Source organism: Mycolicibacterium monacense (assembly GCF_010731575.1).
GTDB lineage: Bacteria > Actinomycetota > Actinomycetes > Mycobacteriales > Mycobacteriaceae > Mycobacterium > Mycobacterium monacense.
In genome coordinates, this window is record NZ_AP022617.1 from 4,197,383 (window position 1) to 4,209,039 (window position 11,657).

Annotated in this window: 12 protein-coding genes; 3 read left to right on the forward strand and 9 right to left on the reverse strand. The window is 67.5% G+C overall.

What is annotated here, in order from left to right; translation table 11 throughout:
* Positions 1-73 precede the first annotated feature (73 nt).
* Positions 74-850, reverse strand: a complete 777-nt coding sequence (locus tag G6N49_RS20140) for an acyl-ACP thioesterase domain-containing protein (protein WP_167535190.1) — start codon at positions 848-850, stop codon at positions 74-76.
* A gap of 158 nt (positions 851-1,008) precedes the next feature.
* Between G6N49_RS20140 and ramB the strand changes: the two genes are divergently transcribed.
* Positions 1,009-2,436, forward strand: coding sequence for an acetate metabolism transcriptional regulator RamB (ramB, locus tag G6N49_RS20145; RefSeq protein WP_064874379.1), 1,428 nt, complete (start codon positions 1,009-1,011; stop codon positions 2,434-2,436).
* The gene (locus G6N49_RS20150; protein WP_011558059.1) at positions 2,433-2,969 is read left to right on the forward strand and encodes a carboxymuconolactone decarboxylase family protein; all 537 of its coding nucleotides are present in this window, start codon (positions 2,433-2,435) and stop codon (positions 2,967-2,969) included. Before ramB ends, G6N49_RS20150 begins: the two co-directional genes overlap by 4 nt.
* A gap of 4 nt (positions 2,970-2,973) precedes the next feature.
* Here the strand turns inward: G6N49_RS20150 and G6N49_RS20155 are convergent, their stop codons facing one another.
* Genes G6N49_RS20155 through G6N49_RS20190 form a run of 8 tightly spaced genes read right to left on the reverse strand, consistent with a single transcriptional unit; the run spans position 2,974 to position 9,699 of the window.
* The gene (locus G6N49_RS20155) at positions 2,974-3,243 is read right to left on the reverse strand and encodes a hypothetical protein (RefSeq protein ID WP_011558058.1); all 270 of its coding nucleotides are present in this window, start codon (positions 3,241-3,243) and stop codon (positions 2,974-2,976) included.
* Complete coding sequence (gene lpdA, locus G6N49_RS20160) at positions 3,240-4,640, reverse strand: dihydrolipoyl dehydrogenase (protein WP_011558057.1); 1,401 nt, start codon at positions 4,638-4,640, stop codon at positions 3,240-3,242. The genes G6N49_RS20155 and lpdA overlap by 4 nt, the downstream gene beginning before the upstream one ends.
* A 31-nt stretch (positions 4,641-4,671) precedes the next feature.
* Complete coding sequence (locus tag G6N49_RS20165) at positions 4,672-5,214, reverse strand: hypothetical protein (RefSeq protein ID WP_011558056.1); 543 nt, start codon at positions 5,212-5,214, stop codon at positions 4,672-4,674.
* The gene (locus G6N49_RS20170; protein WP_179967772.1) at positions 5,207-5,485 is read right to left on the reverse strand and encodes a putative holin; all 279 of its coding nucleotides are present in this window, start codon (positions 5,483-5,485) and stop codon (positions 5,207-5,209) included. Before G6N49_RS20170 ends, G6N49_RS20165 begins: the two co-directional genes overlap by 8 nt.
* Before the next feature lie 29 nt (positions 5,486-5,514).
* Positions 5,515-6,009, reverse strand: coding sequence for a DUF779 domain-containing protein (locus tag G6N49_RS20175; RefSeq protein ID WP_011558054.1), 495 nt, complete (start codon positions 6,007-6,009; stop codon positions 5,515-5,517).
* Entirely contained in the window at positions 6,010-7,533 is a 1,524-nt protein-coding gene (gene adh / locus G6N49_RS20180) for an aldehyde dehydrogenase (protein ID WP_011558053.1), read from the reverse strand.
* Positions 7,530-8,843 (reverse strand): GAF domain-containing protein, encoded by a 1,314-nt coding sequence (locus G6N49_RS20185; protein WP_064874383.1) that lies wholly within the window; start codon positions 8,841-8,843, stop codon positions 7,530-7,532. The genes adh and G6N49_RS20185 overlap by 4 nt, the downstream gene beginning before the upstream one ends.
* A gap of 43 nt (positions 8,844-8,886) precedes the next feature.
* Positions 8,887-9,699 (reverse strand): acetoin reductase, encoded by an 813-nt coding sequence (locus tag G6N49_RS20190; RefSeq protein ID WP_011854516.1) that lies wholly within the window; start codon positions 9,697-9,699, stop codon positions 8,887-8,889.
* Positions 9,700-9,815: 116 nt separating this feature from the next.
* Between G6N49_RS20190 and G6N49_RS20195 the strand changes: the two genes are divergently transcribed.
* Positions 9,816-11,654: an NAD(P)/FAD-dependent oxidoreductase gene (locus G6N49_RS20195; RefSeq protein WP_011854515.1), complete on the forward strand. Its 1,839-nt coding sequence runs from the start codon at positions 9,816-9,818 to the stop codon at positions 11,652-11,654.
* Positions 11,655-11,657 lie beyond the last annotated feature (3 nt).

The window sequence follows — 11,657 nt, forward strand, 5'->3', positions numbered from 1 at the left end:
GACCGGTTCAGTAGCTACTGGCCAGTAACCGGTTTCCGCTGGTCAGTACGCCCGTACTGTTAAACGGGGAACGTCACAGCGGGAAGATGCATGCGACGGCCTTGGTCTCGTCGCCGACCACATATGTGAGCGTTCTAACAGTCCGATCCGTGAGATCCGCACCGAACTTGTCGGTCGAACCGGGTGGGTGGACGTGCGAGATGATCTCCAGCTTGTCGCCGAGCGCGACCGGGAGGTCGTGTTCGATGGTCACCCGCAGCGGCGCCGTCAGCAACTCGGGATGGTTGTAGAGGTAGTCCTCGACCACCGACCAGTACACCGAGTTGTTCATGTGATCGAAGATGTCGATGTCGCTGACCCGGACCGGATACTCGCGGATCTCCTCGGCGTCGTCACGGCTGCCGGCACTCAGATACGCCTTCCAGCGCAGCCGGTTGACGTCGGTGGTGCGCTGCAACCCGGCGATGAAGTCGTCACTGATCCGCGCCGGCCCCTGCGTCTCGCGGTTGATGTTGATCCAGAACGCCTCGGATTCCATCAGCCCGCCCTTGCGGCCGTCGATGCGCACCCGCATCTCGCACCACCGGTTCGACGTCCCCGAACACCAGCGCCGCAGCCGCAGCATGTCCTGGAACTCGATGGGGCGGATCAGGTCGATCATCGTGCGCCGCACGATCCACAGCGGGTGCGTCTTCTCGTAGCCGAGTTCGCGCAGGTGGTCGGAGCCGATGTCCTGGATGTGCCGGGTGGCGGCGTCGAACTTCAGCCGCCCGGTCCGGTCCACGTCGGCCACCCGCAGCGGCCAGCCGGTGTCGAAGACGTCGGGGTGCGGATCCGGCACCGGCATCATCGTCTTGCTCAGGCCGGTCCCCGTGGTCGTACCGCTCACCTGTCGTCCTCCCTGCTGACTGCCCGACGCGTTGATGCCAGGCGCCCCGATCCTGCCACAGCCCGGCCCATGCCAAGACTGCGAAGGCCGTTGTTCGCAGCGTTGTTACGCTGGTTGACGTGGCAAAAACGTTCGTGGGGTCGCGTGTCCGGCAACTGCGCAACGAACGCGGATACAGCCAGGCGGCGCTGGCGCAGATGCTCGAGATCTCCCCGAGTTATCTGAACCAGATCGAGCACGACGTCCGCCCGCTGACCGTCGCGGTGCTGCTGCGCATCACCGAGGTGTTCGGCGTCGACGCCACGTTCTTCGCCTCCCAGGACGACACCCGACTGGTCGCCGAATTACGCGAAGTGGCGATGGACCGCGAACTGGGCGTCGAGGTCGACGTCTCCGAGATCGCCGACATGGTCGCGGCGCATCCGACGCTGGCCCGCGCCATGGTCAACCTGCACCGCCGCTACCGGCTGACCACCACGCAGTTGGCCGCCGCGACCGAGGACCGCTACAGCGACGGCACCGGGTCCAGTTCGGGATCGGGCTCGATCTCCATGCCGCACGAGGAAGTGCGCGACTACTTCTACCAACGCCAGAACTATCTGCACGAACTCGACTCCGCGGCCGAAGACCTCACCGTCCGCATGCGCATGCATCGCGGCGACCTCGCCGGTGAACTGTCCAACCGGCTGTCCACGGTGCACGGCGTGCACATCGTGCGGCGCATCGACCTCGGCGAGACCGTGCTGCACCGGTTCAAACCCGGCACCAAGACACTCGAGATGAGCACCCACCTGTCGGTCGGTCAGCAGGTGTTCAAGATGGCGGCCGAACTGGCCTACCTCGAATTCGGCGACCTCATCGACAAGATGGTCGACGAGGGCATGTTCACCAGCGACGAATCGCGCACCCTGGCCCGCCTCGGTCTGGCCAACTACTTCGCCGCCGCGACGGTGCTGCCGTATCGGCAGTTTCACGACGTCGCGGAGAACTTCCGCTACGACGTCGAACGGCTCTCGGCGTTCTACCAGGTCAGCTACGAGACGATCGGGCACCGGCTCTCGACGCTGCAGCGCCCGTCGATGCGCGGGGTGCCGTTCTCCTTCGTCCGCGTGGACCGCGCGGGCAACATGTCGAAACGCCAGTCCGCGACGGGTTTTCACTTCTCGTCCAGCGGTGGCACCTGCCCGCTGTGGAACGTCTACGAGACCTTCGCCAACCCGGGCAAGATCCTGGTGCAGATCGCCCAGATGCCCGACGGCCGCAACTACATGTGGGTGGCGCGGACCGTCGAGCGCCGGGCATCGCGCTATGGTCAGCCGGGTAAGACGTTCGCGATCGGTCTCGGATGCGAACTGCGCCACGCGCATCGGCTGGTCTACTCCGAGGGATTGGATCTTTCTGGTGAAAATGCGACACCCATCGGGGCCGGCTGCCGCGTATGCGAGCGGGACAACTGTCCGCAGCGGGCGTTCCCCGCGTTGGGCCGCGCCCTCGACCTCGACGAGCACCGGTCCACGGTCTCGCCATACCTGGTGAAGCAGTCGTGACGCGTATCGCACCCGGCGGATTCCGGGAACTGGGACCCCTGAACTGGGCCATCGCGAAGGCGGGTGCCCGTGCCATCCGCGCGCCGCGCTTCAGCCTGTTCAACGTGCTCGGCCAACACCGTCTGCTGTTCCTGGCGTTCCTGCCCTACAGCGGTGTGCTGCTCGGCCGCCTCGGCAAGCTGTCCCGTCAGGACGCCGAACTCGTGATCCTGCGGGTCGGCCATCTGCGCGAGTGTGAGTACGAACTGCAGCAGCACCGCCGGCTGGCCCGCAGCCGCGGCGTCGGCGCGGACCTTCAGGCCCGGATCTTCGAGGGCCCCGACGCCGAGGGTCTCACCGACCGGCAGCGGGTGCTCGTCACCGCCACCGACGAGTTCGTCGTCACCCGCGGGGTGTCACCGCAGACGTGGTCGGTGCTGGCCCGGCATCTCACCAAACCTCAGCTCATCGAATTCTGCCTGCTGGCAGCGCATTACGACGGTCTGGCGGCGACGATCAGCACGCTGCAGGTGCCGCTCGACTTCCCGGACTAGAGGGTCAGAGGTACGTCACGCCGAGCACGACGATCGAGAACAGCACCGGCGAGACCGCCAGACCCCATACGAACGACGACCACACGTGTTCCTTGCGCTGGAACCTGCGCCAGCCGAGGTAACCCAGCGCGGCGCCCACCACGAACGACAGCGCGGCGACCACCAGCACCCAGGTGCTGACGTCGGAGGTGTTGGTGGCGAGCGTGATCGCGATCAGCCACAGGATGTGGCCGATCACGAATCCGCCGACACCGGCGACGATCTCGTTTCTCAAAAGTTGATCATGTGGCCGGCAAGCCCGTGGAAGGCCTCCTGCAGCGCCTCCGACAGCGTCGGGTGGGTGTGCACGTTGCGGGCCAGTTCGTTGGCGGTCAGATCCCACTTCTGCGCCAGCGTGAGTTCGGGCAGCAATTCGGAGACGTCGTGGCCGATGAGGTGCCCGCCGATCAGTTCGCCGTACTTGGCGTCGGCGATGAGCTTGACGAAACCGCCGGGGGCGCCCATACCGTGCGCCTTGCCGTTCGCGGTGAAGGGGAACTTCGCGACCTTGACGTCGTAGCCCTCCTCGCGGGCCTGCTCCTCGGTCAGCCCGAAGCTCGCGACCTGCGGCTGGCAGAACGTAGCCCGCGGCATCATGCGGTAGTCGCCCAGCGGCAGGGTCTCGGCACCGGCGATCGTCTCGGCGGCCACCACGCCCATCGCCTCGGCGACGTGCGCGAGTTGCAGTTTCCCGGTGACGTCGCCGATCGCGTAGATGTGCGGCTTGTTGGTGCGCATGTAGTCGTCGATGCCGATGGCCTTGCGGTCGGTCAACTCGACCCCGGCCTTGTCCAGGCCGTAACCCTCGACGTTGGGCGCGAAGCCGATGGCCTGCAGCACCTTGTCGGTCTTGAGTTCCTGGGACTTGCCGTCCTTGCTGACGGTGACGGTGACGGAGCCGTCGCCTCCTTCGTCCTTGATGGACTCGACCTTGGTGCCGGTCATGATCTTGACGCCCAGCTTCTTGAACTGCTTCTCGATCTCCTTGGAGACCTCGGCGTCCTCGTTGGGCAGCGCGCGCGGCAGGAACTCGACGATCGTGACGTCGACACCGTAGTTCTTCATCACGTAGCCGAATTCCATGCCGATCGCGCCGGCGCCGGCGATGACGATCGAGCCGGGCAGTTCGCGCTCCATGATCTGTTCTTCGTAGGTGACGACGTTCTCCGACAGCGACGTGTTGGGCACCAGCTTGGTGCTCGCGCCGGTCGAGATGATCGCGTTGTCGAACGTGAGCGTCTCGGTCCCGCCCTCGTTGAGATCGACCTCGATGGTGTGGTCGTCGGTGAACTTCCCGTACCCGTGAACCTCGGTGATCTTGTTCTTCTTCATCAGGAAGTGCACACCGGCGACGCGGCCCTCGGCGACCTTGCGGCTGCGGTCGAAGGCGGCGCCGTAGTCGAACGTGGCCTCCCCGCTGATGCCGAAGGTCTTGGCCTCCTTGGTGAAGATGTGCGCCAGTTCGGCGTTGCGCAGCAACGCCTTCGACGGGATGCACCCCACGTTGAGGCATACGCCGCCCCAGTACTTGGGTTCGACGATTGCGGTGTTCAGCCCGAGTTGGGCAGCGCGAATAGCCGCGACGTATCCGCCGGGACCGGCTCCGAGAACGACGACGTCATAGTGGGTCACCCTCACCACCCTAGTGGTCGCGGCCGCTGTGTCAGTGTGCGATCCAGCCGAAAACGTAGGCGCCGTAGAGCGCGGCGGCGCCTGCGGTGGACGCCGGCGGCGCCGACATCAGCGCGATCGCCAGCGCCGTGACGACCGGTTTGCGGGCGACCATCGCGACGATCAGGCCGGCAACCGTGCAGCCGAGCAGGTAGACCAGCACGACGTACACGGGCCACGTCTTGTCGGGATCCAGGTCGCCGACCCACCAGTAGTAGAGGCCGGCGCCGACGGCGGCGGCGACCACCCACACCGCGGAGAGTACGAGCGCGAACACCCACCGCTTGAGGAACTGGTAGGAGCCGGGCAGCACGACCGGCTGCGCGGGCGGTACGACCATCGGCTCCGAGTCCGGTTCGAAGTCGAGCGCCTCGTAGGCGAGCGGATCGGGCTCCCGGTCGAGGGTGAGCGTGGGCTCGGGCCTGGCGGCCAGCGGCGTCACCGGATCGGGTTGGCTGAACCCGCCGGTGTCGAATGTCGGCAGGTACGGCGAGGTGTGCTCGCCGGTCGGGTGTTCGTTTCCGTTGTCAGCCACCGTTGACCACCTCGATCAGCGCCAATGTGCCCAGCCAGCCCGGCCCGATGGCCAGGATGAACGCCCCCAGCGTGGTGACCCACCGTCGAGCCGAACACAGGATCGTGACCACACCGACCGCGCCGGGCACACCGACGACGAGCGCGATGACGAGGTCGGGACGGACGGTGGCCGTGATCAGCAGCGTCGACGTGACGGCGGCGACCAGCCCGATGGCGGCGCCGACCAGCATGGCACTGGTCAGCAGCCAGGCGCGGGGCAGCGGAATCACGTATTCGACGATAACGCCGCCGGGCGCCCTCAACCCTGCACGCGCGCGGCGCGCCTCCCAGGTATCGGGCACGCGTCTTCGGCTCGAGCGACGACGGGTGCGCGACCGGCCGGGCGGTCCCCGTCGGCGTAGCGGGCGCCGGTCACCGGCGGATCCTGGGCCAACTCGGCGTTCTCGGCGTCGGTGAACGCGCGGGCGCGGCTGAGAAAACGCATGCCCTCGGGCGCTTCGAGGCTGAACCCGCCGCCGCGGCCGGGCACCACGTCGATGACGAGCTGGGTGTGTTTCCAGGTGTCGAACTGCGGGCCGGAGATCCAGACCGGCACACCGTCGGCTCCGACGTCGAGCACGGCGAGCAGCACGTCGCGGTCGCCGACGATGAAATCGCCGTCGGGATAACACATCGGCGACGACCCGTCGCAGCAGCCGCCGGACTGGTGGAACATCAGCGCGCCGTGGCGGCCCTGCAGCCTGGTGAGCAGGTCGGCGGCCGCCTGGGTGATCAGCGCCCGAGGCGGTGTCATCTAGAAGAAGCCCTGTGCCTTGTTGCTGTACGACACCAGGAGGTTCTTCGTCTGCTGGTAGTGGTCGAGCATCATCTTGTGGTTCTCGCGCCCGATGCCGGACTGCTTGTAGCCGCCGAACGCCGCGTGCGCGGGGTACATGTGATAGCAGTTCGTCCACACCCGGCCGGCCTTGATGTCACGTCCGGCCCGGTAGGCGGTGTTGCCGTCGCGGCTCCACACCCCGGCGCCCAGACCGTAGAGCGTGTCGTTGGCCATCGAGATCGCATCGTCGTAGTCCTTGAACGAGGTGACCGCGACGACCGGGCCGAAGATCTCCTCCTGGAACACGCGCATCGAGTTCTTGCCCTCGAAGATCGTGGGCTGTACGTAGAATCCGCCGTTGAGGTCGCCGCCCAACTCGGCGCGTTCACCGCCGGTGACCACGCGCGCACCCTCGTCCTTGCCGATCTCGATGTAGGACAACACCTTTTCGAGCTGATCGTTGGACGCCTGCGACCCGATCATCGTCTCGGTGTCGAGCGGATCCCCTTGGCGGACGGCCTTGGTGCGGATCGCCGCCAACTCGAGGAACTCGTCGTAGATGTCGGCCTGGACCAGGCTGCGCGACGGACACGTGCACACCTCACCCTGGTTGAGGGCGAACATCGTGAAGCCCTCGAGCGCCTTGTCCTGGTAGTCGTCGTTGGCGGCCATCACATCGGAGAAGAAGATGTTCGGGCTCTTGCCGCCGAGTTCGAGGGTGACCGGGATCAGGTTCTGGCTGGCGTACTGCATGATCAGCCGGCCCGTGGTGGTCTCCCCGGTGAACGCGATCTTGGCGATCCGGTTCGACGACGCCAGCGGTTTACCCGCCTCGACACCGAACCCGTTGACCACGTTGACCACACCGGCCGGGAGCAGGTCGGCGATCAACGACATCAGGTAGAGGATCGACGCCGGTGTCTGCTCGGCCGGTTTGAGGACGACGGCGTTGCCCGCGGCCAGGGCGGGCGCCAGCTTCCAGGTCGCCATCAGGATCGGGAAGTTCCAGGGGATGATCTGGCCGACCACGCCCAGCGGTTCGTGGAAGTGGTAGGCCACGGTGTCCTCGTCGATCTGCGACAGCGCACCCTCCTGGGCGCGGATCGCACCGGCGAAGTAGCGGAAGTGGTCGATCGCCAACGGGATGTCGGCGTTCAGCGTCTCGCGGATCGGCTTGCCGTTGTCCCACGATTCGGCGAGCGCGAGCGATTCGAGGTTGGCCTCCAACCGGTCGGCGATCTTGATCAGGATCTGCGCCCGCTCCCCCGGCGAGGTCTTGCCCCACGCCGTCGCCGCGCCGTGCGCCGCGTCGAGCGCCTTGTCGATGTCGGCCTCCGTCGAGCGCGGGATCTCGCAGAACGTCTGTCCCGTCACCGGTGTCAGGTTCTCGAAGTACTCCCCGCCCGCGGGCGCGACCCACTCGCCGCCGATGAAGTTGCCGTACCGCGACTCGAAAGCCATCAATGCATCCGCGGCACCGGGGCGTGCGTAGACAGTCATGCGTTTCCTCCTTGGTGGGGTTGGGAATTCGGTGGTCCGATGCGTGCGGCGCGGACGACGGGAGCGGTCGACGTCGGCAGGAGTCGCATCCTATCGGCGGGGTACTGCACGTCGAGATGCACGGTGTCGGTGATGCGGTACGGCTGCGCGGCGAGCAGTCCGATGAACTGTTTGCGCATCCGCGAGACCTCGGCGCGCACCGTCACCACCCGCGACGCATCGCCGTACAGATCGGCCGCCAGCTCCGGCGCCGACCGGCCCTGTCGCTGAACCGCAAGCGCGAGAAGGATTTCCGCGTGCCGGAGGCTCAGGTCGCGGCGCCAGCCGCCGGCCTGTCCGACCATCTTCAATACCGGCGCCTCAGGGTTACGCAGATCGAGCGCCACCTGCGACCCGGAGTCGGCCTCCCGGTCGCCGGCCAACCGGACCAGCCATCCCCCGGGCAGCGGATCGACGTCGCACAGCCCCAGCGCCGGGACCAGCAGCCGGCCGGGTGTCACCTCGCGGGGCAGCGCGATCCGGTTGTGCGGCGGAAGTGAATCCACCGCGGCGACCCAGCCGTCGGGGTCGACCGCGAGGGCGGGGCTGCCGATGCGGGCCAGGATGGGCGCCGCGACCATCCGCAGGCTGTTCAGGGTGCGGTTGTGTTGTTCGCGCAGATGCGATTCGGCGAGGCGCGCCACGGCGTCGACGAGCGCCACCGTCGTCGGATGCACGGTGGCCGCGGGCCCGGACACGTCCACCACGCCGATGACGTGACCGGTCCTGGGATCCTTGATGGGCGCGCCCGCGCAGGTCCACGGGTGGTGGCTGCGCGAGAAGTGCTCGGCGGAGAACACCTGCACCGCGGCGTTCGACATCAGCGCGGTGCCGATGGCGTTGGTGCCGACGGCGTTCTCGCCCCAGTGCGCCCCCTCGATGAAGCCCAGCCGGTCCGCGGACCCGAGCACCGCACGCGACCCCGCCCGCCACAGCACCCGGCCCCGCGCATCGGCGACCACGAGGATGTTGTCGCCCTCGACGATCAGCGATTCCAGCCCGCGCGAGAGGTCCTCGAGCACCGACATCAACCCGGAGGAGTGGCGCATCTCCTCCAGCGTGGCGCCCTCCACCTCGGGGTCGGGCAGCGTGTCGGGTTCGATGCCGCGGGCCATGAGCCGGCGCCACGAGTCCTCGATGACCTTGCGGGGACGCGCGGGGGCGCGGCCACCCGCCATGGTGGCGTCGTAGACCGCCGACATCAGCCGGGCGTACTGACGTGGGTCCTCGCCCGCTGCGACAGCGGGTTCCGGGACGGGCGGGCGAGGCATCACTGCCGATTGTGCTCCCCGTCACAACGGCGCGGCAACGAGGTCACCGGTAGACCATGCCGCCGTCGATGAGACCGGCCTGTCCGGTCATGTAGTCGGCGCCGGGTCCGGCCAGGTAGGCCACGAAACCTGCCACGTCCTGCGGTGTCTCCGGTCGGCCCAGCGCGATGGTCTCGGAGAACTTCTCGAACGTCTCACCTTCGGCGGCACCGGTGAGTTCGGCGAACCGCTTGTCGATCTCCACCCACATGTCGGTGCCGACCACCCCCGGGCAGTAGGCGTTGACCGTGATGCCGTCGGCGGCGTACTCCTTCGCGGCGGCCTGGGTCAGAGCGCGCACCGCGAACTTCGTCGCGCTGTACGGGCCGAGCATCGCGAAACCCTCGTGGCCGGCGATCGACGAGGCGTTGATGATCTTGCTGACTTTCCCTTCAGCCTGGTTGCCCAGTTCCTTGAACTTCGCGGCCGCCGCCTGGATGCCCCACAGCACGCCGTCGACGTTGATCGCCCACAGTCGCGCGAGGTCCTCGGCAGTCACCTCGGCGATGGGGCCCACGAGCGCGATCCCGGCGTTGTTCACCATCACGTCGAAACCGCCGAGCGCGGCCGCGGCATGGTCCACTGCGGCGAACACGGCGTCGCGATCCCTCACGTCGGCGACGAAAGTCGTTGTCTTCGAGCCTATCTCGCTGATCTCGGCGGCCGCATCGGGGAGGCCGGCCTCCGACACGTCGACCAGTGCGATGTCGGCGCCCTGCCGGGCCAGTTCGACGGCGATACCGCGGCCGATGCCGCGACCGGCGCCCGTCACCAGGGCGACCTTGCCGGACAGGGGTGCGGGGATCTGTGTTGCCATACCCCAGTTGTATGTGACCGCGACCACACCCCGAAAGAGTTGCATCGGGTTGCATGCCGGTATGCAACGGCGTGCAACCCTTGTGCAGCCGTCGCCGGCGGTGTGCGCTGGGTCACATGACACAAACTCTTGCCGATCCTCGGGAACCGACCACCGATCTGACGCCGCAGCAGCGCGTCGACGCCTGGCTCGCCGACTTCGAGGCCGCGTTGGCGGTGCGTGACATCGAACGCGTGGTGGCCAAGTTCGCGACCGACAGCTTCTGGCGTGACCTGGTGGCGTTCACCTGGAATATCAAGACACTCGAAGGCCGCGACGGCATCGCCGACATGCTCACCGCCCGGCTGACCGAAACCGACCCGGCCCGCTTCCGGACGCGGGAGGCCCCGACGGTCGACGGCGACGTCACGACGGCGTTCATCGAGTTCGAGACCGGCGTCGGCCGCGGCGTCGGACACCTGCGGCTGCGGGGCGACGAATGCTGGACCCTGCTGACCACGATGCAGGAGATCAAGGGCCACGAGGAGCGCAAGGGGCCGTCGCGGGTGCTCGGCGCGGTGCACGGATCGGACCCGGATCCGCGGTCGTGGGCGGAGAAGAGGGCCGAGGAGGACGCGGCGCTCGGGCGGACCGTCCAGCCCTACGCGCTGGTCATCGGCGGCGGGCAGGGCGGCATCGCGCTCGGCGCGCGGCTGCGCCAACTCGGCGTGCCGGCCATCGTCGTCGACCGTCACGAACGACCCGGTGACCAGTGGCGCAAACGGTACAAGTCGCTGTGCCTGCACGACCCGGTGTGGTACGACCACCTGCCCTACCTGCCGTTCCCCCAGAACTGGCCGGTGTTCGCGCCCAAGGACAAGATCGGCGACTGGCTGGAGTTCTACACCCGCGTGATGGAGGTGCCGTACTGGTCGAAGACGACCTGCCTGTCGGCTGTGTTCAATCCGGGGTCGGACGGCGCCCCCGACACGTGGACGGTCGAGGTCGACCGTGACGGCGAGCGGCTGACCCTGCGCCCGACGCAGCTGATCCTGGCCACCGGCATGTCGGGCAAACCCAGCGTTCCGACGCTGCCGGGCCAGGACGTCTTCCGCGGCGAGCAGCACCATTCGAGCGCACACCCGGGACCCGATCGCTACGTCGGCAAGCGGGCCGTGGTGATCGGGTCGAACAACTCCGCCCACGACATCTGCAAGGCGCTCGTCGAGAACGGCGTCGACACCACCATGGTCCAGCGGTCCTCCACGCACATCGTGAAATCGGACTCGCTGATGGACCTCGGCCTCGGCGACCTGTACTCCGAGCGGGCGCTGGCGGCGGGCATGACGACCGAGAAGGCCGACCTCACGTTCGCCTCACTGCCGTACCGGATCATGCACGAATTCCAGACCCCGATCTACGACGCGATCCGCGAGCGGGACAAGGACTTCTACGAGCGGCTGACCGCAGCGGGGTTCGAATTGGACTGGGGTGACGACGGTTCCGGGCTGTTCATGAAGTACCTGCGCCGCGGGTCGGGCTACTACATCGACGTCGGGGCGTGCGATCTGGTGGCCGACGGGACGATCAAACTCGCCCACGGTCAGGTGTCGCACCTGACCGAGGACACCGTCGTGCTGGCCGACGGCACCGAACTGCCGGCCGACGTCGTGGTCTACGCGACGGGCTACGGCTCGATGAACGGCTGGGCCGCCGACCTCATCGGTCAGGACGTCGCCGACAAAGTCGGCAAGGTGTGGGGACTGGGCTCGTCGACCACCAAGGACCCCGGGCCGTGGGAGGGCGAACAACGCAACATGTGGAAACCGACCCAGCAGGAGAACCTGTGGTTCCACGGCGGCAACCTGCACCAGTCGCGGCACTACTCGTTGTATCTCGCGCTACAGCTCAAGGCCCGCTTCGAAGGCATCCCGACACCCGTGTACGGACTGCAGGAGGTGCACCACCTGAGCTGACGC

Coding starts and splice junctions, on each gene's coding strand:
- G6N49_RS20140 (WP_167535190.1), bottom strand. CDS start 850: ATGATGCCGGTGCCGGATCCGCACCCCGACGTCTTCGACACCGGCTGG.
- G6N49_RS20175 (WP_011558054.1), bottom strand. CDS start 6,009: ATGACACCGCCTCGGGCGCTGATCACCCAGGCGGCCGCCGACCTGCTC.
- adh (WP_011558053.1), bottom strand. CDS start 7,533: ATGACTGTCTACGCACGCCCCGGTGCCGCGGATGCATTGATGGCTTTC.
- G6N49_RS20185 (WP_064874383.1), bottom strand. CDS start 8,843: ATGCCTCGCCCGCCCGTCCCGGAACCCGCTGTCGCAGCGGGCGAGGAC.
- G6N49_RS20190 (WP_011854516.1), bottom strand. CDS start 9,699: ATGGCAACACAGATCCCCGCACCCCTGTCCGGCAAGGTCGCCCTGGTG.
- G6N49_RS20195 (WP_011854515.1), top strand. CDS start 9,816: ATGACACAAACTCTTGCCGATCCTCGGGAACCGACCACCGATCTGACG.